24 protein-coding genes, 1 tRNA gene and 1 riboswitch are annotated in these 23,997 nt (G+C 66.1%); of the genes, 12 read left to right on the plus strand and 13 right to left on the minus strand.

Annotation, left to right across the window (positions count from 1 at the left end; all coding sequences use genetic code 11):
• Window positions 1-65: 65 nt before the first annotated feature.
• Together ACOJTD_RS19540 and ACOJTD_RS19545 are read right to left on the minus strand one after the other, a co-directional pair.
• Complete coding sequence (locus ACOJTD_RS19540; protein ID WP_420134527.1) at window positions 66-1,670, minus strand: GMC family oxidoreductase; 1,605 nt, start codon at window positions 1,668-1,670, stop codon at window positions 66-68.
• A 75-nt stretch (window positions 1,671-1,745) separates the two neighbouring features.
• Complete coding sequence (locus ACOJTD_RS19545) at window positions 1,746-3,179, minus strand: coniferyl aldehyde dehydrogenase (RefSeq protein ID WP_420134528.1); 1,434 nt, start codon at window positions 3,177-3,179, stop codon at window positions 1,746-1,748.
• 276 nt (window positions 3,180-3,455) lie between these two features.
• Here ACOJTD_RS19545 and ACOJTD_RS19550 point away from each other — a divergent pair.
• Window positions 3,456-3,532 (plus strand) — tRNA-Met (locus ACOJTD_RS19550).
• A 42-nt stretch (window positions 3,533-3,574) separates the two neighbouring features.
• Here ACOJTD_RS19550 and cobF read toward each other — a convergent pair.
• On the minus strand, window positions 3,575-4,348 hold the full coding sequence (cobF, locus tag ACOJTD_RS19555; protein WP_420134529.1) for a precorrin-6A synthase (deacetylating): 774 nt from the start codon (window positions 4,346-4,348) through the stop codon (window positions 3,575-3,577).
• A gap of 74 nt (window positions 4,349-4,422) precedes the next feature.
• Between cobF and ACOJTD_RS19560 the strand changes: the two genes are divergently transcribed.
• On the plus strand, window positions 4,423-4,839 hold the full coding sequence (locus tag ACOJTD_RS19560; protein ID WP_420134530.1) for a hypothetical protein: 417 nt from the start codon (window positions 4,423-4,425) through the stop codon (window positions 4,837-4,839).
• Here ACOJTD_RS19560 and cobS read toward each other — a convergent pair.
• Window positions 4,787-5,557 carry an adenosylcobinamide-GDP ribazoletransferase gene (gene cobS / locus ACOJTD_RS19565; RefSeq protein WP_420134531.1) on the minus strand — a complete coding sequence of 257 codons (771 nt, stop codon included), beginning with the start codon at window positions 5,555-5,557 and terminating at the stop codon, window positions 4,787-4,789. The two genes, ACOJTD_RS19560 and cobS, sit on opposite strands and share 53 nt — an antisense overlap.
• Window positions 5,554-6,615, minus strand: coding sequence for a nicotinate-nucleotide--dimethylbenzimidazole phosphoribosyltransferase (cobT, locus tag ACOJTD_RS19570; protein WP_420134532.1), 1,062 nt, complete (start codon window positions 6,613-6,615; stop codon window positions 5,554-5,556). The genes cobS and cobT overlap by 4 nt, the downstream gene beginning before the upstream one ends.
• A 182-nt stretch (window positions 6,616-6,797) precedes the next feature.
• Window positions 6,798-7,005, minus strand: a riboswitch (cobalamin riboswitch).
• A 230-nt stretch (window positions 7,006-7,235) separates the two neighbouring features.
• Here cobT and ACOJTD_RS19575 point away from each other — a divergent pair.
• Window positions 7,236-7,370: a hypothetical protein gene (locus ACOJTD_RS19575; protein ID WP_254984333.1), complete on the plus strand. Its 135-nt coding sequence runs from the start codon at window positions 7,236-7,238 to the stop codon at window positions 7,368-7,370.
• A 54-nt stretch (window positions 7,371-7,424) separates the two neighbouring features.
• Here the strand turns inward: ACOJTD_RS19575 and ACOJTD_RS19580 are convergent, their stop codons facing one another.
• The 3 genes from ACOJTD_RS19580 to ACOJTD_RS19590 all read right to left on the minus strand — a co-directional run bounded on the left by ACOJTD_RS19580 (window position 7,425) and on the right by ACOJTD_RS19590 (window position 9,999).
• Window positions 7,425-7,868, minus strand: a complete 444-nt coding sequence (locus ACOJTD_RS19580; RefSeq protein ID WP_420134533.1) for a DUF2147 domain-containing protein — start codon at window positions 7,866-7,868, stop codon at window positions 7,425-7,427.
• Window positions 7,869-7,992: 124 nt separating this feature from the next.
• Window positions 7,993-9,366 carry an MATE family efflux transporter gene (locus tag ACOJTD_RS19585; RefSeq protein WP_420134534.1) on the minus strand — a complete coding sequence of 458 codons (1,374 nt, stop codon included), beginning with the start codon at window positions 9,364-9,366 and terminating at the stop codon, window positions 7,993-7,995.
• Window positions 9,367-9,474: 108 nt separating this feature from the next.
• Window positions 9,475-9,999: a GNAT family N-acetyltransferase gene (locus tag ACOJTD_RS19590; protein WP_420134535.1), complete on the minus strand. Its 525-nt coding sequence runs from the start codon at window positions 9,997-9,999 to the stop codon at window positions 9,475-9,477.
• Window positions 10,000-10,126: 127 nt separating this feature from the next.
• Here ACOJTD_RS19590 and ACOJTD_RS19595 point away from each other — a divergent pair, with 127 nt between their 5' ends.
• The 3 genes from ACOJTD_RS19595 (at window position 10,127) to crcB (ending at window position 12,851) form a co-directional block, all read left to right on the plus strand.
• Window positions 10,127-11,362, plus strand: a complete 1,236-nt coding sequence (locus ACOJTD_RS19595) for an MFS transporter (RefSeq protein WP_420134536.1) — start codon at window positions 10,127-10,129, stop codon at window positions 11,360-11,362.
• 378 nt (window positions 11,363-11,740) lie between these two features.
• Window positions 11,741-12,337, plus strand: coding sequence for a superoxide dismutase (locus tag ACOJTD_RS19600; RefSeq protein ID WP_420134537.1), 597 nt, complete (start codon window positions 11,741-11,743; stop codon window positions 12,335-12,337).
• A gap of 139 nt (window positions 12,338-12,476) precedes the next feature.
• Complete coding sequence (gene crcB / locus ACOJTD_RS19605; protein WP_420134538.1) at window positions 12,477-12,851, plus strand: fluoride efflux transporter CrcB; 375 nt, start codon at window positions 12,477-12,479, stop codon at window positions 12,849-12,851.
• 195 nt (window positions 12,852-13,046) lie between these two features.
• Here the strand turns inward: crcB and ACOJTD_RS19610 are convergent, their stop codons facing one another.
• Entirely contained in the window at window positions 13,047-13,535 is a 489-nt protein-coding gene (locus ACOJTD_RS19610) for a CinA family protein (RefSeq protein WP_420134539.1), read from the minus strand.
• Entirely contained in the window at window positions 13,532-14,440 is a 909-nt protein-coding gene (locus ACOJTD_RS19615; protein ID WP_420134540.1) for a transcriptional regulator GcvA, read from the minus strand. Before ACOJTD_RS19615 ends, ACOJTD_RS19610 begins: the two co-directional genes overlap by 4 nt.
• A gap of 112 nt (window positions 14,441-14,552) precedes the next feature.
• Between ACOJTD_RS19615 and ACOJTD_RS19620 the strand changes: the two genes are divergently transcribed.
• The 4 genes from ACOJTD_RS19620 (at window position 14,553) to ACOJTD_RS19635 (ending at window position 18,575) form a co-directional block, all read left to right on the plus strand.
• A complete protein-coding gene (locus ACOJTD_RS19620) occupies window positions 14,553-14,753 on the plus strand; it encodes a DUF1127 domain-containing protein (protein ID WP_420134541.1) in 201 nt (66 codons plus the stop codon).
• 19 nt (window positions 14,754-14,772) lie between these two features.
• Entirely contained in the window at window positions 14,773-15,384 is a 612-nt protein-coding gene (locus ACOJTD_RS19625) for a GNAT family N-acetyltransferase (RefSeq protein ID WP_420134542.1), read from the plus strand.
• A gap of 145 nt (window positions 15,385-15,529) precedes the next feature.
• Entirely contained in the window at window positions 15,530-17,311 is a 1,782-nt protein-coding gene (locus ACOJTD_RS19630; RefSeq protein WP_420134543.1) for an acyl-CoA dehydrogenase family protein, read from the plus strand.
• Window positions 17,312-17,486: 175 nt separating this feature from the next.
• Entirely contained in the window at window positions 17,487-18,575 is a 1,089-nt protein-coding gene (locus ACOJTD_RS19635) for a Zn-dependent alcohol dehydrogenase (protein WP_420134544.1), read from the plus strand.
• Window positions 18,576-18,582: 7 nt separating this feature from the next.
• Here the strand turns inward: ACOJTD_RS19635 and ACOJTD_RS19640 are convergent, their stop codons facing one another.
• Window positions 18,583-20,052, minus strand: a complete 1,470-nt coding sequence (locus ACOJTD_RS19640) for an amidase (RefSeq protein ID WP_420134545.1) — start codon at window positions 20,050-20,052, stop codon at window positions 18,583-18,585.
• A gap of 365 nt (window positions 20,053-20,417) precedes the next feature.
• Between ACOJTD_RS19640 and ACOJTD_RS19645 the strand changes: the two genes are divergently transcribed.
• Both ACOJTD_RS19645 and ACOJTD_RS19650 read left to right on the plus strand, forming a co-directional pair.
• On the plus strand, window positions 20,418-20,705 hold the full coding sequence (locus ACOJTD_RS19645; protein WP_420134546.1) for a high-potential iron-sulfur protein: 288 nt from the start codon (window positions 20,418-20,420) through the stop codon (window positions 20,703-20,705).
• A 129-nt stretch (window positions 20,706-20,834) separates the two neighbouring features.
• On the plus strand, window positions 20,835-22,478 hold the full coding sequence (locus ACOJTD_RS19650; RefSeq protein WP_420134547.1) for a cytochrome C: 1,644 nt from the start codon (window positions 20,835-20,837) through the stop codon (window positions 22,476-22,478).
• A gap of 222 nt (window positions 22,479-22,700) precedes the next feature.
• Here the strand turns inward: ACOJTD_RS19650 and ACOJTD_RS19655 are convergent, their stop codons facing one another.
• Complete coding sequence (locus tag ACOJTD_RS19655) at window positions 22,701-23,588, minus strand: hypothetical protein (protein WP_420134548.1); 888 nt, start codon at window positions 23,586-23,588, stop codon at window positions 22,701-22,703.
• Between the two features lie 87 nt (window positions 23,589-23,675).
• On the minus strand, window positions 23,676-23,849 hold the full coding sequence (locus tag ACOJTD_RS19660) for a DUF1328 domain-containing protein (protein ID WP_420134549.1): 174 nt from the start codon (window positions 23,847-23,849) through the stop codon (window positions 23,676-23,678).
• Between the last annotated feature and the right edge of the window lie 148 nt (window positions 23,850-23,997).

Here is a 23,997-nt window from a genome sequence, read left to right on the forward strand (position 1 = left end):
CTGGGTGTGGGGGGGCGGGGCGCGCCGCTACCGCGCGCCCCCGGTATGGACGGGGAGGGGCGGTGCTAACGCATCTCGCCCCTGATCAAATCCGCCGCCTTCTCGCCGATCATGATGGTCGGCGCGTTGGTGTTGCCGCCGATCAGCGTCGGCATCACCGAGGCGTCGACGATGCGGAGGCCTTCGAGGCCGCGGACCTTGAGGTGCGGGTCGACGACGGCGGTGGGATCGTTCGCCGCGCCGATCTTGCAGGTGCCGACCGGGTGGTACACGGTGTCGACGCGGGCGCGCAGGATGGCGCGGATGTCGTCGTCGGTGCGGACGTCGGCGGTGAACAGGTCCTTCTGCTGCAAGGCGCGGAGCGCCGGCGTGTCCATGAGGCGCTGCGTCGTCTTGTAGCCGGCGACCATCGCTTCGAGATCGTCCACCTCGCCGAAGAAGTTCGGATCGATCCGCGGCGGCGCCAGCGGATCGGCGCTGGTGAGGCCGACGCTGCCGCGGCTCTTCGGGCGCAGCAGGCAGACATGGCAGGAGAAGCCCGTGCCCCAGTGCCGCTTGCGGCCGTGGTCGTCGACCATCGCCATGCCGAAATGCAGCTGGATGTCCGGGACGTCGAGGTCCGGCCGCGTCTTCAGGAAGCCGCCGCATTCGGCGAAGTTGGTGGCGAGCGGACCCCGGCCTTCGCGGCGATATTGCCCGATGGTCGACAGCAGCCGGCCGATGCCGGTGAAACTGGTCCCGGTGAAGTACGGCGCGTCGGACTGATAGGCGAAGATGAAGTCCGGATGGTCCTGCAAATTCTGCCCGACGCCCGGCAGATGATGCACCGTCGAGATGCCGTGCCGCTGCAGCATCTCGCCGTCGCCGACGCCCGAGAGTTGCAACAGCTGCGGCGTCTGGAACGCGCCGGAGGCGAGGATCACTTCGCGGCGGGCGCGCAGCTGCCGCGTCTCGTTGTCCTTGCGGAATTCGACGCCGACGGCGCGGCCGCCCTCGAACAGAATCCGCGTCGCCTGCGCGCCGGTCTCGACCCGCAGGTTCGGCCGCGTGCCCATATGCGGATGCACGTAAGCGCGCGCCGCACTCCAGCGCTCGCCCTCATGTTGCGTGAGCTGGTACAGGCCGAGGCCTTCCTGCTCCTCGCCGTTGAAGTCGTCGCGCACGCGGAACTGCGCCTCGCGCGCGGCCTGCAGGAAGATCTCGTGCACCGGATTGTCGGTGCGCAGCCGGTTCACATGCAACGGGCCGCTCTGGCCGTGATACGCGCCGTTGAATTCGGAATTGTTCTCCGAACGCTTGAAGTAGGGCAGCACGTCTGCATAGGACCAGCCGTCGGCACCGAGCTCGGCCCAGTGGTCGTAGTCCCATTTGTGGCCGCGGATATACACCATGGCGTTGATCGCCGACGAGCCGCCAAGCGCCTTGCCGCGCGGCTGATAGCCGATGCGGCCGTTCAGGCCCGGCTGCGGCACCGTCTCGAAATGCCAGTTGTTGAGCTTGCTCGGCACCATCAGCGACAGCGCGTAGGGCGTCTTCACCACCCAATTGTCGCCGGGACCGCCGGCCTCGAGCAGCGCCACGGACGTGCCGGGATCTTCCGACAGCCGCCCCGCGACCGCGCAGCCGCCCGAGCCGCCACCGACCACGACAAAGTCATGCGTCTCCGTCATCGTTTCCTCCTGGATCGTTCTTGTTAGTTAGCCGCGCCGGCTCTTCGTCCGGTCGCTGGTCGTCGGGTTTTCAGCTCATGACAGCCATCGCAGCACTTTCGACAGCCGCGCGATCTTGCCGCCGTAGGGCGGGTAGAGGTCGGCGAAGCGGTTGTAGGGCGAGCGATAGAACACCGGCTTGAGCTGGCTGAACGTATTGAAGCCCCATTCGCCGTGATACGCGCCGGTGCCCGAGGCACCGACGCCGCCCATCGGCTGGTTCTGCTGCGCGAAGTGCACCAGGCAGTCGTTGATGGTCACGCCGCCCGAGACGGTGCGGGCCAGTACCTCGTCGCGCGCTGCGTCGTCCTTGCCGAACCAGTACAGCGCCAGCGGACGGTCGCGGCCGTTGATGAAGCGGATCGCCTCGGCCGGATCGTCGACGCCGAGGATCGGCAGCAGCGGGCCGAAAATCTCTTCCTGCATGATCTTCATGTCGGGCGTCGCGCCGAGCACCAACGTCGGCGGGAATTTGCGCCGACCGCTCCAAGCCGGATCGTCGGCGGCGGCCGGCTGCAGCAGCTTGGCGCCCTGCGCGGCGGCGTCGTCGACCAGCCCCTTCAGCCGCGCATAGTGCCGGTCGGCGACGATCGAGGTGTAGTCGGTGTTGCCCGGATCGCTGCCGAACATCTGCCCCATGGCGGCACGGATCTTCTCCGCCAGCGGTTCGACCTGGTCGCGCGGCGCGAGCACGTAGTCCGGCGCGATACAGGTCTGGCCGGCATTCATCAGCTTGGCATAGGCGATCCGCGGCGCCACCTCGTCGAGATCGGCGGAGCGGTCGACGAGCGTCGGCGACTTGCCGCCGAGCTCAAGCGTCACCGGCGTCAGATTTCGCCCTGCGGCTTCGGCGACGATGCGGCCGACGCGCGTCGAGCCGGTGAACATCAGATGGTCGAACGGCAGCCGTGCGAACGCTTCGGCGATACCGTCCTCGATCCCGGTCACCACCATCTCGTCGGCGTCGAATTGCGCCGCGACGGTCTCCTGCAGCAGCCCCGAGAACGCCGGCGACAATTCGCTCGGCTTGATCATCACCCGGTTGCCCGCGGCCAGCGCCCCGATCGCCGGCGCGATGGTGAGCTGCAGCGGATAATTCCACGGCGCGATGATGCCGACGACGCCGAGCGGCTGCGGGATCAGTCGGTTTTGTCCCGGCCAGAACTGCAGCTCGGTCTTGACCTTGCGCGGCGCCATCCAGCGTTTGACGTGCTTGGCGGTATGCTTGATGTCGCCGAGCAGGCTGAGCGTCTCGGCGATCAGCGTCTCGGTTGCGCAGCGATGGCCGAAATCGGACGAGATCGCCTGCTCGAATCGCTTTTCGTTGTCGGTCAGCAGGCTGCGCAGCCGCGCCAGCCGGTCGAGCCGCTGCTCCAGCGTCGCCGGCGGGTCCGTGCGGGAGCGATCGAACATGCGGTGAAAGCTGTCGTGCAGGGCATTGGCCCCGAAGCCGGTCAACGGCTGGTCCATGGTGCGCTCCCAGGTTCGGCCGATGTTGATCATTTTGGCCGATTTTGTCGAAGTCTTGCAGGCGCGCGGCCGGCCCGCAACAGCATCCGGTTCCGGTCGTCATATAATCTTGAAAATCTGCGCCGCGGGGCTTCCCAAATCCCCCGTGCGTTGCTAGACACCCCTCGCGCCCCGGGCACTGCCCCGGGCCCCTTCTCAGGAAGCTTCCGGGAGGATCGATCGACGCCCTTGGGCGTTGATGGTCATCTGCTTTCTGAAGATCGCGCAAAGGTTTAACGCGGGATGGAGCAGCCCGGTAGCTCGTCAGGCTCATAACCTGAAGGTCGTAGGTTCAAATCCTACTCCCGCAACCAAATTGAACCCCGGTCCTCGCGGCCGGGGTTCTTTTTTGCGCGTTACTCGCCGGCCTTCGCCGCACCGCCTTTGCGCAGCAGATAAATATCCATCACCCATCCCTTCGCCTCGCGCACCTGCCGCCGGGTGCGGCTGATCTTGTCTGCGACGTCTTTCAGCGGGCCGGAGATCAGGACTTCGTCGGCGAGGCCGAGATTGGCGGCCCAGTAGATCTCGAGGTCGGCGGGATCGATCTTGGCGAAGGTCTCGTCGCCGTCGAGCATCACCACGGTGCTGTCGGCATCGATCGGCAGGCCGGCGGCGAGTTTGCGGCCGGTGGTGATGGTGATCGGTTCGCCGATGCGGTTGAGCGCAATGCGGTGGCGCGCGGCGAGCGCCTGCACGGCGGTGATGCCGGGGATGATCTCGTAGTCGATGTCTAAGCCCTGCGCGCGGAGGCGATCGAGGATGCGCAGCGTGCTGTCGTACAGCGTCGGATCGCCCCACACCAGAAACGCGCCGCAGCCGCCGTCGGCAAGTTCGCTGGTCAGCAGCGCCGCGTAGCGATCCGCGATGGCGGCGTGCCAGTCATTCACCACCGCACGATAATCGTCGCCGGCCGGCGCGCGCTGCGGGATGTCGATGCTGACGAAGCGCGCGCCCGGCGTTTTGATGAAGCGCCGGCAGATGTCTTCGCGCGCGGTCTTCAACTCCGCCTTCTCGGCGCCCTTGTCGGGCAGGAAGAACACGCTGGCGCGGTTCAGCGCCTCGACCGCCTGCAGCGTCAGATAGTTGGGATCGCCGGGGCCCATCCCGATCAGGAGAAGTTTGCGCATCGGTGAGGGTCCTTATTGCTGACAGGATGACCGGAAATCCCGGAAAATGCATAAAACGTAGAGGAGGTGATTCCATGAAAGAGTTGCTTGCGTCTTTTCCAAATTCGGAATTTGGAAAATTCTACGTTGTTTTGCTGTCATGCTGGTTTTTACTAATCGTCGGTACGATGGGGGCTGTTCTTTTCTCGGACAAGAATCGGATTCTGCAGAAAGAGCAGAACTACGTGAATTACTTCTTCCTTTCCCGGCGCAAAATGGCGGTCGTCCTCGTCTTCATGTGGGTGATCTACGTCATTGTTTGCCGGTTTTGGATTTTTGACAGCCCTGGCCAGACGCTATTAGCGGATCAAACAGTTCATCTCCCTCACCGATTTGAACCAGTCCAATTTCCGCACGCCAGTGCGCGCCGAGGAGTGACGATAGAGATGGGCGCGGCAACTAACCATGGCCCGCGATTGCCGCGACGCCGAGCAGCAGGCCGATCTGGGTGAGTTGTTCGGTGGCGCCGAGCACGTCGCCGACATAGCCGCCGATCAGCCGCGCGGCGGCCAGCGCCGGCAAGGCGCCGAGCGCCACCGCGCCGATCAGTCCGCAGGCGGCGGCGCCTGGCTCGGCGGCGATGAGCCACGCCAGCCCGAGCAGCGTCAGCATCACGGCGACTATTGCCTTCGCTGCATCGAATCGGCTGTCCGGATAGCTGAGCTTGGCGGTCGCGACGTTGCCCGCATAGGGCAGCGCCGACATCACCAGCAGAATGCCGGTGCGTCCGATGCTGTGCGCGGCGACCAGCGCGGCCACGCCCAGCCAGTGCGGCAGAGTCGCCAGCACCGAGATGCGCAGCACGACGCTGCCCATCAGCGTGATCGCGCCGTAGCTGCCGATCCGGCTGTCCTTGATGATGGTCAGCCGCTGCTCACGGCTGCGTCCGCCGAACAGCCCGTCGGCGGTGTCGGCGATGCCGTCCTCGTGCAGCGCGCCGGTGAGGATCACGCCGGCAAGCACAGCCAGCACCGCCGGCACGGTGCCCGACCAGATCGCCGAGGCCGCCAGCAGCACGCCGCCGCAGGCCAGGCCGATCAGCGCGCCGACGAGGGGAAAGTACTTCGCTGCCGGCAGCAGCCAGTCGTCGTCGAACGCGGCGCCGCGCGGCGCCGGCAGCACGGTCATGAACTCGACCGCGTTCAGGAAGGGACGCAGTTCGCGGGTCATGAGGACGGCCCGAGCGCGGCGAGGACGTCGGACAGATCCGCCAGCTCGGTCCGGATGCCGGCGGCGGCGCGCAGCAGCGGCACCGCCATCAGCGCGCCGGTGCCTTCGCCGAGCCGGAAGCCGAGATCGAGATAGGGCGCCGCGGTCATCGCATCGAGCAGCACCTTGTGGCCGCGCTCGGCGGAGCGATGCGAGAACACGCAATAGCCGAGCGCCGCCGGGTGCAGCCGCACCGCGACCAGCGCGGCGGCACTGGCGATGAAACCGTCGATCACCACCGGACGGCGTTTGGCCGCGGCGGCCAGCACGGCGCCGGCCATCATGGCGATCTCGTAGCCGCCGAATTCCGCCAGCACCTCGAGCGGCGCCACGGCGGCGGTGCGCGCGGCTGCCTTCTCGGCGACGGCGCGCTTGTGCGCAACGCCGGCCTCGTCGAGCCCCGCGCCGCGTCCGACGCAGTCGACGACCGGCGTGCCGGTGAGGCGATGCGCCAGCAGCGCCGCCGACGTCGTGTTGCCGATTCCCATTTCGCCGATGGCCACGATATCGACCCCGCCGTCGATCGCATCGGACACCAGCGCGATCGCGGCGCTGAGCGCGCGGCGGGCGTCGTCGATGCTCATCGCGGGCTCGCGGCTCGCATTGCGCGTGCCGTGGCCGATCTTGCGATCGATCAGTCCGGGATGCGGCGGCAGATCGGCCGCGATGCCCGCATCGACGACGCAGACTTCGGTGGCGGCGGCCCTGGCCAGCACGTTCATGCCGGCACAGCCCGACAGATAGGCGGCGACCATGGCTTGCGTGACGCTCGCCGGATAAGGCGACACGTTGTCGGCGGCGAGGCCGTGATCGCCGGCGAACACGAATACCATGGCGCGCTCGGCGCGCGGCGGAGCAGGGTGCCAGATCAGCCCGAGCTGAACGGCGAGATCCTCGAGCCGGCCCAGCGAGCCGGGCGGCTTGGCCTTGGCATCGAGGCGGTCGCGAAGCGAAGGTTCGAGCGAGCGATCGACGGCGGAGATCGACAGCGTCGCGAGTTCATCGAGCGGTGCGTGCATGGTGCGGATTCGGTCCGGCAGAATGGTTCGGATGCGGAGCGGACGACAGGACGGCGCGACAGGTCGCATTACGCGCGGCGTGACGGCGCGCGGCGCGGACGATCGGCGCGGCGATTGCCGGGACGGACTACGTCTGGAGCGGGTGCGGCATCGGAACGTCCTTCTTCGACCCACCGTCGAATGGCATTGCGTAGCTCTCCGGCCGGTCTCCTGGCTCGCGGATGTTGTCCCGATCGCCTTCCCGGGGCCGAAGAGATGGCCGCAGTGGCGGTGTGATCGGAGACGATCCGCTTACAGTTGCGGGGGCAGCCGCGGCCTCGGCGATCGCTCGCCTCACCGCATTCCCGTTTCACCCTTCCGCAGAAGGGCACCGAAGATGGCGGGACAAGAGCACGCCGCCCAGCCGGACGCAATGCCGGCCGCCGCCTGCGGGCGCCTTGTCAGACGAAGGTGCAACGGGTCGTCCGCGGTGCGCCGCGTCGCGGATTTTTGACGCACGAGCCGGTGCCTGCCCGGTCGTGACGCGCTATAAGGTCGCGCCCGGAGCGGGCCGCGGCCCGTAGCGGCGGCGGCGCCTCCGCCGGATCTCGGACAACTCCGCCAGATGGAAACCTGATCGCGTGAAATCGCTCGGCATCATCGTTCTGCTGGCCTTGGCGGTTTTCGCCTATGGCCTGTATTCCGACGTCACGCTGACGCGCTGCGTGCGCGGCACCGTCTCGGCCGCGCTCGGTCTTTGCGCCAGCGGCGAGTGAGCCGCTGCTGCCGGTCGCTCCGGTTTTATGAATCGTCGGACGAAGTGACGCGCGTCAGCGCCCCTCGAAAGTCCAGTTCTCGCCGCCGCAAAGCGAGCCGACGCAGCCTTCGACGTGCAGCGAGGTCGGGCCGGTGTGCGACAGGCTGGCCTCGTAGGTCTTGCCGTCGTCGGCATTGTAGATGTGGCCGGACCATTTGCCCTGCGACACCGGACGCATGTCGCCGAAGATCTGCAGACCGATCACCGGGCGCGAGGCGCGGGCCGGATCGGGATTCTTGTCGTCGATCTGCGGCTTGCCGGTGTTGGGATCGATCGGCTGGCGCAGCCACACGATCGTGCCGCACAGCGCCGCGCCGCAGCTCTTGATCCGCACCTTGGCGTCGCCGGCCTGCGTCAGCCATGTGCCTTGCGGGCCGGGCGCCGATTGCGCATTCGCGGCGGCAGGGGCCAGCACGGCGAACATCGCAGCGGCAAACAGTGCGGATCGGGTGGTCATCTATCCTCCAGGCATCGTCCAATGCGCCGCGCATGTCGTCGGTGCGGTGCAGCGCATGGAATAGCAGAGCCGCAGGATTCGTGGCAAAGGGATGGCGGACACAAGATGCGGAGCGTTGCGCGATTCACTTGACCCAGCGTGTCAGATGAATCGCCGTCACCGTCCCCAGCCCGTACACCACCATCGCGGCGGTCACGAGCGCGAACAGCGTCCAGGACGGCGCGCCGCTGGCCACCAGTGCGGTGCCGCCGATTGCCACCAGCAGCAGCCGCGCCGTCGCGGCCAGCACCGGGCCGCCGACCTTCGCGGCGCCCTGCGAGGCGAAGTACAGCGTCACGCCGAGCCCGAAGAACGGGAAGGCCGGTCCGGCCCAGTGGAAATAGGAATGCGCCGCCGCCGTCACCGCCGCATCGGTGGTGAACAGCGACACCCACAACGCCGGATGGATTGCCAGCACCAGGCCGATCACGCCGAGGATCAGCGCCGACGCTGCGCCGGAGGTCCACGCCACGCGCCGCGCCCGCGCCACCTGACCGGCGCCGACCGCCATGCCGACCATCGGGATCGAGGCGACGCCGACCGCGAAGGCGATCGGGATCAGCAGGAATTCCAGCCGCGAGCCGATGCCGTAGCCGGCCAGCGTCGCGGTGCCGTAGCTGGCGAGGATTTTGGTGAAGATCAGGATGGTCAGCACCGATTGCAGCGGCGCCAGGCAGGCCATCGCGCCGACCTTGAGGATGTCGACGAACATCCGCCGCTCGAACACGAAGCCGCGGAGGCGTAACTGCAGCCGCGCGCGTCCGCTCGCCATGTAGACGAACAGAAACACCATGCCGAGCGTCCACGCGACAAGCTGCCCCGAGGCGACGCCCGGCATGCCGAGCCGCGGCATCCCGAACAGACCGAGCCCGAACGTGCCGCCGATCGCGATCTGCAGAATCGCGACCACCAGCAGCGTTGCGGACGGCAGCACCATGTCGCCAGTGCCGCGCAGCACCGAGGCCAGCGTGTTGACCAGCCAGATCGACACCGCGCCGGAGAACAACACGATGGAGTAGCTGCACGCCTGTTCGACCACTTCGCCGCGGCCGCCGAGCAGCATGAACAGCGAGCGGCCGAACAGCTGCATCAGCAGTGTGAACAGCAGCCCGCCGCATAATCCGATGATCACCGCATGCAGCGCCAGTACTTCGGCGCGGGCGCGATCGCCGGCGCCGAGCGCACGGCTGATTGCCGAGGAGACGCCGCCGCCCATCGCGCCGGCCGACATCATCTGCGTCAGCATCGCGAACGGAAACACCAGCGCGATCGCGGCCAGCGCTTCGGTGCCGAGCCGACCGATATACGAGGTCTCGGCGACCGACACCGCGGCGGTGCCGACCATCGAGATGATGTTGGGAATCGCCAGCCGGGTCAGCGTCGGCAGGATCGGGGCATCGAGCAGCTGGTTCGGCGGCGGAGCGGGCAGTGGCGTCGTCGCCGGTGCATCGATGGTCATTGCGGCTCCCGCCCTTTGCGGTCCGCTCCCTCGATGGCGGCCCTTCATAATATTATGATCGACATGCCAAGCGGGCGCAAGCGGTCTGCCGTGCGTCCGGCGCGGATGTCACCAGGGCAAACCGCAGAGGTCGAGCGTGCCGCCGCGGATCTTGCGGCGCAGGTCGAGCTGCAGCGGAATGAGATCGCGTATCGGCGCCTTGCCGCCGCGCTGTTCGGCGAGCACCTCGCCGTCGTAGCGCTGCCAGCCGCGCGCGAGTAAGAAATCGGCCTGCTGATCGTTGCAGAACGACAGCCCGCAATCGATCGCCTCGTGGTCGCGTAGCGTCTGCACCGCGGCCCTCAGCGCGATCGCGCCGAACCCCTGCCGTCGGCTGTCGGCGCGCGTGACGAGGCTGCCAAGCCCGCCGACTTGGCACTTGCGGCCGTTCCAGCTGATGATCCGGATCGTCAGCCCGACATGGCTCACCAACTCGCCGTCCGACTCCACCAGCACCCGCAGCGTCGGATGGGCGATCTCCGGTCCGGTCTGCTGCGGCGTCGTCGCGCTGCCGGCCGGCCACTCCGATTCGAGCAGCGGTCGCACCATCGGCCATCCGCCCACGCCCGACAGAATGTCGATCTCGATACTCATCAGTTCTCCTGCGGCCAAAACCCCTGCGTTCTGTGCAGGACCACGATACCGGTTGCAAGGATGGTCAAACACCGCGTTTCAGGGCATGAGTATTCTCAAAATGACGTCACCCAGAGGAAATCGTCCTATGAAGGCAGCGGAGCTCACCTCTTTTCAGCGCTGGTCGATCCTGATCGGCGCGTCCGTGCTGCTCAGCCTGGCGATGGGCATGCGGCAGAGCTTCGGCCTGCTTCAACCTTCCGTGATCCGGGACGTCGGCATCACCAGCGCGGACTTCTCGCTGGCAACGGCGTTGCAGAACATCATCTGGGGTGTGACCCAACCGATCGTCGGCCTGATGGCCGACCGCTACGGCTCGCGCTGGGTGATGCTCGGCGGCGTGGTGATCTACGCGGCCGGCCTCGTGCTGATGATGATGGCCGACTCGGCGCTGACCTTCACGCTCGGCTGCGGCGTCTGCGTCGGCATCGCACTGTCCTGTACCGCCTCGAGCATGACGATGACAGCGACCTCGCGCACCGTGTCGCCGGCCAAGCGCAGCGTCGCGATGGGCGCGGTGTCGGCGGCGGGTTCGCTCGGCCTGGTGCTGGCGTCGCCGCTGGCGCAGACGCTGATCACCACCTCGGGCTGGCAGATGGCGCTGGTCGGCTTCCTCGGCCTCGCCGCGGTGATGCTGCCGTCGGCGTTCTTCGCCGGCCGTTCCGACAAGATCGACATCGACAAGGCCGACGACAGCGAACGGTCGGCCGGCGAAGTCGTGCAGTCGGCGCTCGGTCATTCCGGCTTCATGGTGATGGCGATCGCGTTCTTCGTGTGCGGGCTGCAGCTCGTGTTCATCACCACGCATCTGCCGAACTATCTGGCGATCTGCGGCCTCGATCCGTCGCTCGGCGCCAGCGCGCTGGCGACCATCGGGCTGTTCAACGTGCTCGGCTCCTACGTTTTCGGCTGGCTCGGCGGCCGCTATCCGAAGCAGTATCTGCTCGGCGGCATCTACATCGTGCGCTCGCTGGCGATCGCGGCGTATTTCTACTTCCCGGCCTCGGCGACCACCACGCTGGTGTTCGCCGCGGTGATGGGCGCGCTGTGGCTCGGCGTCATTCCGCTGGTCAACGGCCTGGTCGCGCAACTGTTCGGGCTGCGCTACATGGCGACGCTCACCGGCATCGCCTTCCTCAGCCACCAGGTCGGCTCCTTCATCGGCGCCTGGGGCGGCGGCATGATCTATGATCGCCTCGGCAGCTACGATCGCGCCTGGCAGGCCGCCGTGCTGATCGGCCTGATCGCCGGCACCGCCCAGATGCTGATGAACGTCCGCCCACCCCGCCGCCGCGAAGAACTGGCCGTGCCAGCGACGGCGTAGGGGCCGGCGAAGACACGTTCAGTACGACATGCGGCGTGTCGAGTAGTCGATCCGTTCACCACGTTCGTCAGGGCCGGGCTCGTCCCGGCCATCCACGCCTTCGACTGCGTGGCCCCATCCTTCGAGACGCCCGGCTCTGCCGGGCCCCTCAGGATGAGGACTCAGTGAGTCCGGCTGGGCCCGCTCGCTAAGGCGCAGTGCGCTCCGGTAAGATCACGCCATTGCCGGTAACCGCTTCAGTCTGCTGCGCATCTCGCGCCAAAAACAGTGCTGCGACAGACTGTTGCAATTCAGAATAGATATTGGGTCCTTCCGCGGAACCTTCTATAAGGGGCCTCGTTAAGTCGATGCCCCCCACCATTGTGGAAATGATGACCCATGACCTTCACGCTTCCTGAATTGCCGTACGCCTACGACGCGCTCCAGCCGTACATGTCGAAGGAAACGCTCGAATATCACCACGACAAGCATCATCAGGCCTATGTCACCAACGGCAACAACCTGCTGAAGGGCACCGAATTCGAGGGCAAGTCGCTCGAGGAAATCGTCAAGGGCTCGCTCGGCAAGAACGCCGCGCTGTTCAACAACGCGGGCCAGCACTACAACCACATCCACTTCTGGAAGTGGATGAAGCCGAATGGCGGCGGCACCAAGCTGCCCGGCGCGCTGGAAAAGAAGATCAACGAAGACCTCGGCGGCCTCGAGAAGTTCAAGGCCGACTTCGCGGCGGCCGGTGCCGGTCAGTTCGGTTCGGGCTGGGCCTGGCTCTCGGTCAAGAACGGCAAGCTCGAGATCTCCAAGACCGCCAACGGCGAGAACCCGCTGGTGCACGGTGCCACGCCGATCCTCGGCGTCGACGTCTGGGAGCACTCCGACTACATCGATTATCGCAACCGCCGTCCCGACTATCTGAAGGCGTTCGTCGATAATCTGATCAACTGGGAATACGTCGAAGAGCTGTACTCGAAGGCGTAAGCGCCGCGGCTCAATCACCGATTGAAATCGAAAAGGCGGCCTCGCGGGCCGCCTTTTCTTTTGATCGCGGCGCCTCTTGCGAGCGCCGCCAAGCTGCGTCACAACGCCCCGCCGGCCTCGCAACGCGGAGAGACGTGGAATGGTTTATCTGCTCGTATTCCTCGGTGGCGGACTGGGGACGATGCTGCGTCACCTGGTCAATACGGTGAGCGCCAGGATGTTCGGAACGGCGTTTCCGTATCACACGTTCTTCATCAACGTGTCGGGCTCTTTCATCATGGGGCTGATCGCCGGCTATTTCGCCTTCAAGGCCGGCTCGCCGCAATCCGTTCGGCTGTTTCTGATGACCGGCATCCTCGGCGGCTACACCACCTTCTCGGCCTTCTCGCTCGACGCCGCGCTGCTCTACGAACGCGGCGCCGTCGGCCTGGCGTTTCTGTATGTGCTCGGCTCGGTGAGTCTGGCGATCGCCGGCCTGTTTGCCGGCATGGCCCTGATCCGCGCGATCACCTGAGCCGCGGCGCGATCGCGACGAAGCGAGGCCCCTCCGTCATTGCGAAGAGCCAATTTTTCTTCGTCCTTGCGAGCGAAGCAATCCATGCCACATGCTTGGCACTGGATTGCTTCGCGGAGCCTGTCATCGGGCCGGCCGAAGGCCGGACCCGGTGGCTCGCAATGACGGGGAGAGGCCTTCGCTAATCCCGGTGCGTTACTTCGCCAACGTGTGCAGCAGAAACGTCAGCGCCGTGTTGGCGAACACGTGCATGTTGTCCAGCCGATCCGCGCTCGCGGTCTCCAGCGTCATCACCGCATGCGCTGGTCCGGCGACGGCGATGCAAGTGTGGCCGGCGGCGTCGCCGTAGCGGTTGCCACCGGGGCCTGCCGCGCCGGTCTCCGACAGCCCCCAGTCGGCGCCGAGCCGGCCGCGGATCTGGCTGGCCAAGAGTTCGGCATAGGGCTCGGAGGACGACCGCACGCCCTCGACCTTCATGGCGGCATCGGGAATATCCATCAGCACACGCCGCGCCTGCCGCGTGTACACCACCGCGGAGCCGAGGAAGTAAGCGGACGCGCCGGGCACCGCGAGCAGCGCCGCGGCGATCAACCCGCCGGTGGAAGACTCCGCGACCGCAATGGTTTGCTTCTGCGCGATCAGCCGGATCGCGACCTTCTCTGCCAGCGGCAGCAATTCCTTCATCGGCGTATCTCTCCCGTGTTGGTCGCCGCCAGCAGCCATTGGCGAAACGCCGAGAGCTTGGGCGAATCCGCGCTGGCCTGGGGCGACACCAGATAGAATCCCCACTCGGCTGGCAACGTGATCTTGAACGGCACCACCAGGCGGCCCTTCGCGATGTCGGTCTCGACATAGGACGTGCGGCCGATCGCGACGCCGAGGCCGTCGATCGCGGCCTGCACGGTCATGAAGGCGACGTCGAACCACAGCCCGGGTTGCTTGGACGTATCCGGCGGCAGGCCGGCCGCGGTGAGCCACAGCCGCCAGTCGTCACCATAGCCGCCGCTGGTGTGCAGCAGCGTATGTCTGGCGAGATCCTGCGGCCGTTTCAGCGGTTTGCCGCCGGCGAGCAGCGCCGGGCTGCACACCGGAAACAATTCGTCCGCCATCAGCCAGTCGGCGCGCAGCCCCGGCCACCGGCCGCGGCCGTAGCGGATGCCCGCATCGACCTCGTCGCGCGCGAAGTCCACCAGCGCCGTGGACGTGGTGATCCGCACGTCGATGTCGGGATGCGCCTCCTGAAACGACGGCAGCCGTGGCAGCAGCCATTTGGCGGCGAGCGACGACAGCGTGCTGACGGTGAGGATGCGGGCGCTGTCTTTGCGCAGCAGCCGGTCGGTGGCGAGCCGCAGGTCGTTGAAAGCGGCGCGGATGCCGGGAAGATACTCGCGCGCCTGCGGCGTCAGCGCCAGCGTCCGGTTCTGCCGCACGAACAGCTTCAGCCCGAGCTCCTGCTCCAGCCGCTTGATCTGGTGGCTGATCGCGGTCTGCGTGACGTTCAGCTCGGCGGCCGCGAGCGTGAAGCTGAGATGCCGCGCGGCCGCCTCGAAAGCCCGCAGGCCGTTGAGCGAGGGCAGGCGAGCTGTCATCGGACCTCCCGTCGCATGACATTATCTCATCTAAAGCGGGCCGGAATGTCGTTTGTCATTGCGGCGCAGCACGCCGATATTTCCTCCTACATCCTATGAAGTGGAGGCGACGATGTCCATCTGCACTGACCATTCGATGATAAATCATCATGTGGGCGTTCTGGCGCAATTCGCCGAGAAGGTTCGGCTGTGGCGCCAGCGGCACTCCGAGCGGGACAGCCTGGCGCATCTGTCGGAGCGCGACCTGCACGACGTCGGTCTGTCGTGGAGCGAAGTGATGGTCGAGGCCGAGAAGCCGTTCTGGCGTGCCTGACCGACGTGGAGCAGCCGCCATGAGCGTCGATCTCGACCATCCGGCTCGCTACACTGACCAGCTGCGGCTGAAATCCGGCGTCGCGCTGACGCTGCGCTTCGCCGGACTCGACGACGGCGACCTGTTGCAGGATTACTTCCGCGCGCTGTCGCCGGCGTCGCGCTACAGTCGGCTGATGGGCGCAGCGCCGGAGCTGCCGACCGGACAACTCGTCCGGTTCCTGCGGCTCGGTGAAGCCGACGCCTACACGGTGCTGGCGACGCTCGCCAACGATGACGGCGAAACCGCCGTGGCTGAGCTGCGCTACGTGCATCACCAGGACGAACAGGCGGTCGAGTTCGGCGTCTCGGTGCACGATCGCTGGCAAGGACAAGGCATCGGCGCCGCGCTGCTCGCCAACCTCGAATGCCGCGCCGCCGCGCTCGGCGCCGAGCAGATCTACGGCGATACGCTGCGCTCCAATGCCGGCATGATCGGGCTCGCCCGCAACAGCGGCTATGAATTCGCCGCCTCGTCCGACTGGAAGCAGACGCGTTTCGTCAAGCCAGTGAACTACGCACCGCAGGCGATCCCCTGCGCCAGTTGGCGGTTTGCGGCGCTGCGGAACGAACGCGCGCAGGCGGCCGGTTAGACAGCGCTGTTCCCCGGCACATCTGCGCATTCCGCGTGATGGAATCTGGCGCGTTCGCATTTGCTGTCCGCCTTGCTTTGTGGCTCACTTGCAATCGGCCGTTTGTTGATCGGCCGATGACGCACGACCACAGAACGAGAAGCAGATGGCAGGAAACACCCAAGCCGCGCGCGCGGCGACGCCCGGCAATGCCGCGCACCTGATCGCGCCCGACACCAGCGGCCTCAATTTCTATCGCGCCGATCCGTCGCTGGCCGATCTGTTGCGCATCCATCTGCCGGCCGATCTGGTCGCGCACCTCGAGCCGCATCTCGACCGGCTCGGCGAACTCGCCGGCGGTCCGCTCGACGAGTGTGCGCGGCTCGCCGATCGCCACACGCCGATCCTGCATCAGCGCGACCGCTTCGGCCGCGATGCGCAATATGTCGAGTATCACCCGGCCTATCGCGAACTGGAGAACGCCGCGTTCGGCGCCTTCGGCATCCATGCGCTGTCGCACCGCAAGGGCATCATGGGCTGGCCGGACGTCTACCCGGTCACGGCCAAGCACGCCTTCACGCTGCTGTTCAACGAAACCGAATTCGGCATGGGTTGCCCGATCAACGTCACTGACGGCTGCGCCAAGCTGCTATCGAAATTCGGCGATGCTGCGCTGAAGGCGAAGTATCTCGATGGCCTGACCCAGACCGACATGAGCAAGCTGACCCAGGGCGGTCAGTTCATGACCGAGAAGGAGGGCGGCTCCGACGTCGGCACGCTCACGACAGTCGCTGTGTCCGAAGGCGATCACTGGCGGCTCTACGGCGAAAAATGGTTCTGCTCCAACGCCGACGCCAAGGTGGTGATGCTGCTGGCGCGGCCGCAAGGCGCCGGCCCCGGTACACGCGGCGTCGGCCTGTTCCTGATGCCGCGCGTCCTCGACGACGGCACGCCTAATCACTATCGGATCGTGCGACTGAAGGACAAGCTTGGTACACGCTCGATGGCGTCCGGCGAGATCAAGCTCGAAGGCGCGATCGCCTATGCGGTCGGCAAGCTCGACCGTGGCTTCGTGCAGATGGCCGAGATGGTCAACTCATCACGCCTCTCCAATGGCGTGAAGTCGACCGCACTGATGCGCCGCGCCTGGCACGACGCCATCACCGTCGCGAAAAATCGCGTGGTGTTCGGCAGCCGCATCGTCGACCTGCCGCTGGCGAGACGCCAACTGATGAAGATCCTGCTGCCGACCGAGCAGGGAATGTCGATCAGCTTCCTCACCGCCGACGCGCTCGACCGCGCCGAGGCCGGCAGTCAGGACGCCGCAGCGCTGCTTCGCATTTTGACTCCGACTCTCAAGTTCCGTGCCACCCGCGATGCCCGCAAGGTCTGCGGCGATGCGTTGGAAATGCGTGGCGGTATCGGTTACGTCGAGGAATTCGCGACTGCGAGGCTGTTGCGCGATGCGCATCTCGGGTCGATCTGGGAGGGCACCGGTAATATCGTCGCGATCGATGCGCTCAAGCGCGCGATCGGTCGTCACGGCGCGGAGTCGGCACTTGCCGCTGATTTGCACGCGCGTCTGGACGATGCCACAGGTTTGCCTCAAGCCTGGAGCGACCGTTTGCGGGGCCTGATCGACCGCGCGATCGGCTTCGCCCGCGAGGTGGCGGGGCACGCCGAGAACGAGTCCGACGCCCGCCGCGCCACCAGCTCGCTGTATCACGTCGCCAGCGCCGTCTCGCTCGCCTGGGAGGGCGCCAAGATCGACGCGATGCGGGGCGACGCGCGCCGCGCATTGCTGTCGCGCTTAGTTGTCGAGCATCGGCTGTATCAACCCGACCCATTCGCGCGCCAGGACGGACAGCTCGAGCTCGCGATCGCCGACCATCTGCTCGGCGACCGCAGCGCGTCGATGCAGGAGATTGCGCCGCTACTGACAGCGTAGCGCTGAACACAACGTCTCATCTCGTCATTGCGAGGAGCGAAGCGACGAAGCAATCCAGAGGCCGCGAGCACAGGGCTGGATTGCTTCGCCTTCGGCTCGCAATGACGGGGAGAAACGCAGGAACGCACGAGGCAACAGACCACGTCGTAACAATAAACAACAAAGGGAAACGCCGATGAAGGCCGCCGTTCTGCACGAAGTCAACAAGCCGCTGATCATCGAGGATGTCAGCGTGCCGAAGCCCGGTCCGCGAGAGGTGCTGATCCGCACGGCGGTGGCCGGGCTGTGCCACTCCGATCTGCACTTCATGGAAGGGTTGTATCCGCACCCGCTGCCCGCCGTGCTCGGCCACGAGTCGGCCGGGATCGTCGAGCAGGTCGGCTCCGACGTCAGCTATGTGCAGCCCGGCGATCACGTCGTGACCTGTCTGTCCGTGTTCTGCGGAACCTGTGATAACTGCTCGACCGGACGCCCCGTGCTGTGCACCGACACCACGGTGAAGCTGCCGCCCGGCGCTTCGAACCGGCTGTCGTGGGGGCGCTCCGAGAAGCTGCACCAGTTCCTCAATCTGTCGTCCTTTGCCGAGCAGATGCTGGTACACGAAAATGCGATCGTGAAAATCCGCCGCGACATGCCGCTCGATCTCGCAGCGCTGATCGGCTGCGGCGTGATCACCGGCTACGGCGCGGTCGCCAACACCGCGAAGGTCGCGCCCGGCGAAACCGTCGCGGTGATCGGCTGCGGCGGCGTCGGCATGGCCGCGATCAACGGCGCCGAGATCGCCGGCGCCGGCCGCATCATCGCGATCGATACCAATCCGGCCAAGCTGCAGCTCGCCACCAAGCTCGGCGCGACCGACGTCGTCGATCCGGCCAATGGCGACGTGGTGCAGCAGGTCCGCGAGCTAACTAAAGGCGGCGTGCACCACGCGTTCGAAGTGCTCGGCCGCAAGGAGACCGCCGAGCAGGCCTTCGCCATGCTGGCGCCCGGCGGCACCGCCACCATCGTCGGCATGATCCCGTTCGGCCAGAAGATCGAACTCCACGGCTTCGACTTCCTGCGCGAACGCCGCATTCAGGGCTCGTCGATGGGCTCGAACCATTTCCGCGTCGACATGCCGAGGCTGGTCGACTTCTATCTGCGCGGCCGGTTGCATCTCGAAGACTGGATCTCGGCCAAGCTGACGCTGGCCGAGATCAACGATGGGTTCGCTGCGATGAAGGCCGGCAAGACCGTGCGCAGCGTGATCATGTTCGACGCGTAGTCCCCGATCAGTCCACGAAGGCTTTCGGCGGCGTGAAGCCGCCGAATTCGCGCTCGATCAGTTCGGCGAGTTTCAGCGGCGTGCGGTCTTCCAGCCAGGGGCCGACGATCTGCACGCCGACCGGCAGGCCGTCGCTCGATTGAGTCACCGGGATCGCTGTCGCCGGCAGACCGGGCAGGGTGGCGATGCCGGGCCACACCAGCTGATCGACATAGGGATGCGGCTGGTTGTCGATCAGGATGCGGCGCTCTTCCTGCGGCTCGTGATGATCCTGCGGATAGGCCGGCGTCGGCATCACCGGGCAGATCACCGCGTCGAACGACTTGAATAGCTCGCGCCATTGCGCGCGCAGGCCGGTGCGGCGGCCGTCGGCAATCACCCAGTCGCGATGGCTCAGCACCATGCCGCGCAGGCGTTCGGCGCCGAGGCTGTCGTCGGCCGCGTCGAGCTTGGTGACGGCGCTCTGCACATCCGCGAGAACATCCGGCGCAAAGCTCGCCGCGAGGAACGACAGCAGCATCCGCATGTACACGCGCGACGTCTCGGCGAGATCGGGCAGCAGCGGCGACTGACGCGTGACGCTGACGCCGGCCTTCGTGAGGTTGGTCGCCAGCGTCTCGAGGGCGCCGCGCACGCTCGAGCCGGTCGGCAGCAGCGGATGCTGATCGAGCAGCAGCACGCGGAAGTCCTTCAGCGCGGTGTGACGAGCGGCCGGCAGGTCGAGCTTGTAGCCGACGCCGTCGAAGATCGGATCAGGCCCCGCGATGACGTCGAGCAGCAGCGCGAGATCCGTCGCGGAGCGCGCCATCGGCCCGATCACCGACAGATCGCGGTTGGACGGCAGCGGCGGCAGCCCCGGCGGCGTGTGGCCTCGCGCCGGACACAGCGCGAAGGTCGGCTTGTGCGCATAGATGCCGCAATAATGGCCCGGCACGCGCAGCGAGCCGCCGATGTCCGAGCCAAGCGACAACGCGCCGAAGCCCGCGGCCAGAGCCGCTGACGAGCCGCCCGACGAACCGCCTGGAGTGCGCGACAGGTCGTAGGGATTGTTAGTGGTGCCGTAGATCTCATTGTAGCTCTGCCAGTCGGCGAGCGCGACCGGCACGTTGGTCTTGCCGAGGATGACGCCGCCCGCCGCGCGCACCCGCTCGATGGCCAGTGCGTCCGTCTCGGCAACGAAGTTCTTCTGTTCGGGGAAGCCCCAGGTCGTCGGCAGCCCGGCGACGTTGAAACTTTCCTTTACTGTCATCGGAACGCCGAGCAGCGGCTCGCGGCCGCCACGCGACAGTGCGAGATCGGCGGCGCGCGCCGTCTGCAAAGCGCGGTCGAAGTCGCGGACGCAGATGGCGTTGACTTTGCCGTCATGGCGCTCGATCCGCTCGATCGTCTCCTGGGTCAATTCGACGGCCGAGACTTTCTTGGCCTTCAAGGCGGCACTGAGTTCAGTGGCGGTGGCGAAGCTCGTTTGCGATGTCAAAGTGGTCACTCCCGATGGCGTTGATAGCGTATCGCATGCCGCCGAGTTCAGTGCAAACGCCTCGCACGAGCGCAGATTTTCCTGTTGTTGAGAATCTTTCGCGCGCGATTCTGCGTATTTCAGTCTTGGGTCGTGCGCGGCAGCGTTCAAACTAATTGACGTTTGATTTGAATCGATGATGATAGTTAGCTGTAAATGATCTGGTTAATAATCGTGCGATGCTGATGATTCGAGATAGCGAAATCGGCGGCATCAATGACATGCGGCGGGCGGCTATTTCTAGATAGTAACGATTTTCGTTACTCGTGCCGTCGGCCGTTCCATAACAAGTCATCATAAAAATCTGACGAATGTGGGAGGAAGCTGTGACCAAAACGACGCGTGAAGTGTGTCTTGGAGAAGTATCTCGCCGCGACATATTCAAGGTCGCTGCCGGTGCCGTTGGCGTGGCCGCGATTGCGGGTTGGGGCGGCGGCGAAGCGTTGGCGGACAACAAGATGGCCAAGACGGCCGCTCAATACCAGGCGTCTCCGCACAACGGCCAAAGCTGCGGAAAGTGCGCGAACTACATCGCCGCATCGAGCTCCTGCAAGGTTGTCGATGGGCCGGTGAGCGCCAACGGCTGGTGTTCTTTGTACGCCCAGAAGGGATAGGCGGCCTGCCTGCTCCGAAGGGCTCTTGACGATCTGGTGTCGACCGCGGCTCGCCAGCGGCGGTCGACATCGCAAGTTATATTGGGGGTGAATTTGAAGAACGTTGCGCATTTGAGGCAGTTGAATTGCGTGGTCAGTGTAGTTGCGCTGCTCGCTGCGGTCGTCGCGGCCGGAGCCGCACTGCTGGCGACGACGCCCGCAGCCGAGGCACTGCCGCTGTTTGCGCGTCAGACCGGACAGCCGTGCGGCAACTGCCACACCGACGTGCTCGGCCTGACGCCATTCGGCCGTCGCTTCAAGCTCGGCGGCTATACGCTCGGCGGTGGTCCTTTCCGTAAGACGCTGTTTCCGATCCCCCCGTCCGGCAAAGTGTTCGCGACCGTCGGCGATCTCGACAGTGTTCTGGTCCCGGGCAATGCATCCAAGGATGCGGTCGCCGAACTGCGCTCTTATGCCGATACGGTCGGGCCCGGCGAGCAGGGTCGAAGCCAGCCGAAGGGCGGAGCGCAGCAGGCGATCGAGAAGAGTTTCGCCGCCGTTCAGCCGCAGGCCGATGAGGAGCGCGGCTGGTTTCCGCCGGTCGCGGCCATGGTGATCGCCGGCTATACGCGCACCCAGGCGCCGGACTCCAACTGGACCTCGGGCGTCAACCACTGGAACGCCAACGACAATGTCGGCCTCGCTCAGGCCAGCCTGTTTGCTGGCGGCGCGATGAGCGACAATGTCGGCGTCTTCGCCCAGCTCACTTATGGTTTCCCGGCGATCGCCGATGCGACCGGACGTTGGAGTTGGGACAACGTCGACATCCGTTACGCGGGCACGGGCCAGATCGGGGACACCGACGTGCTGTTCGGCATCACCGCCCACAACAATCCGACCGTGCAGGACGTCTGGAATACAGCACCGGCCTGGACGCATCCGTACTTCACCACGCAGCTCGGCTTCACCGGCCCGACGACCACCACGGTGATCGACGGCCAATATGGTCAGCGTGTCGGCGGTCTCGGCGGCTATCTGTTCATCAACGATCAGCTCTATCTGGAGGCGACGGGCTACAAGACGCTGGGCGTCGCCGCAGCGACGCGCCTCGGCGCCGATCCGCTCGGCAGTCTCGGCCAGATCGCGGGCGTGGCGCCCTACGGTCGGATCGCACTCGAGCAGCGTTTCGGCGATCACAATCTGATGGTTGGTGGATTTGCCAGCCGCTTCGAGATCGCCCCCTGGTCGGTGGCCGGCGTGCCGGTGCCGTTCGACCTGACCGGCAATCCGGCCGACGCTCCCTACGCCCTCACCAACAAGTACACGGACTTCGGCGTCGACACCCAGTATCAGTATCGCGGCGACGATTACTGGGTGATCTGGAAGGCGGCCTATATTCGCGAGGAACAGCGCTACGATGCCGGCTATGTCGGTGCCGCGACGCCCGCCAACCTCACCAACGCGCTGAATACGTTGCGGGTGAGTTCGACGGTCGCAATCGGGGGCGACAACCGCGTCGTCGCAACGGGGCAGTATTTCCGGACCTGGGGCTCGCCCGATGCGGGGCTGTACGGGCCGACCGCGACGGATCCGAACTGGGGCACCGTGCCTGATACGACCGGCTTCATGGCGGAGTTGGCCTATCTGCCGTTCGGCACCGGCAAGGCGCCGTATTGGCCGTGGTTCAACACCCGGGTCGGAGCGCAGTACTTCTACTACACGAAGTTCAACGGCGACACCCTGACGCCGCACGACAAGAACACCTTCATTCTCTACTCGACCATTCTGTTCTGACAGTCGCGCCGCGCGGTTCGCGCAATACGACGGTGAGAGCAGGCGGCGCCGGAAGATCGGCCCGCGGATCGGGTGGGTTCTGCCGACGTGTCCGGCCGAGCAGGCCGGACGGAGTCTCCCTAGACTTGAAGCTCCGGCTTCGGCCGGAGCTTTCTTTATTTTGCGGAGCGGGAAGGCGCGAAGCCGTGGCGCTTCCGATTCTCGACGGCCCGCTGCAGGGCGTCAGCCGCCGCGGAAGTTTTGCGGGGTGAAGTCGATATCGAGCACTTTCCACTCCTTGTACTTGTCGGCAGGCAGCATGGAATAGGGCTGGCACTCGGTCAGCGCCTGAATGGCGCCTTTCATAAGAGCCGGCCCTTTCGTCGAAGCACTGGCCTCGATTACGAACGGCTCCTGGGCCAGCCGCCCGTCGGGTAGCAGCGGCACGCGCAGAATGATCCTCACATTGTCGGAGGGCGTGACGCCGGCCGGCAGTGCGGCGCAGGACTTCAGCTTGCGGCGCAGGGCGGCGATCGCCTCGGCGCTGATGTCGGCGGCAAGTTCGGCCGGGGCGTCGAAGGTGGGATCGGCCGGCAATCCCAGCGCAACCGAGTATTTCACGGTGAGATCGGGCTCCTGCGGAATCGCCGGAGGAAACGCCGCCGGTGCGCCGCTTGACGCCGACATCATTTGCGATGGCGCCATGGCCTGTTGCGGCGGGGGCTCCGATTTGGCGGGAGCCTCGGCCTTCTGGGGCTGCGGGTCCAATTTGGCAGGCTCGGGAGGAGGAGGCTCGGGCTTGGCTTGGTCCCGCTTCGGAGGCTCGGCGGCAGCTGGATCGGATTTGGCTGGTTCGGGCTTGGCGGCTTGCGCACCGGCCGGTTCAGGGGCTGCGGGCTTGGCGTCGGCGGCCGGAGTCTCGCTCGGCATGTCCAGAGCCGGCTTGATGTCAGGCTTCGGTGCGGGCTCGGGCGGCGCCTCGTCGGCGGTGACGACATCCACCTCGACCCGCTGCTCCGGCACGTCGGCAAACGGCCTGACTTCGGCCAGCAGCAACACGGCCGCGACCAGCCCGAGATGAGCCAGAACGGAGACGGACAGGCCGGAGCGAAGCTTGGCGAACGAGATCATCAGAGGACCGGGGCGAGACGCTTGCCGGACAGCATAGCGCTTCGCCCACGGTCGATGGACTCTGATTTGTGCCTGAACGCGGGGGCGTCAGAACACCAATTGTCCGGCGGTGAACGCCAGGATCAGGAACAGCACGAACAGCGCGAGGGCGAGCACGAATAGGATCTTCGAGATTCGAGCGGCACCGGCAGCGATATTGGTGAAGCCGAAGAAGCCGGCCACCAGCGAGATGACCAGAAAGATGATAGCCCATTTCAACATGTTCGATTGCTCCCAGCGCCCTTCCGGCCCGTGACGGGACGGCTTCCTCGAGCGCGCTGCACGAACAAACGCCGCGGGCTTCGGTTCCCGCGGCGTTATCAGTTCTAGTTCCCTGCGAAGCGGGGAGATGCTGCAACCTGTTCAGGCA

The organism is Rhodopseudomonas sp. (assembly GCF_048594845.1).
GTDB lineage: Bacteria > Pseudomonadota > Alphaproteobacteria > Rhizobiales > Xanthobacteraceae > Rhodopseudomonas.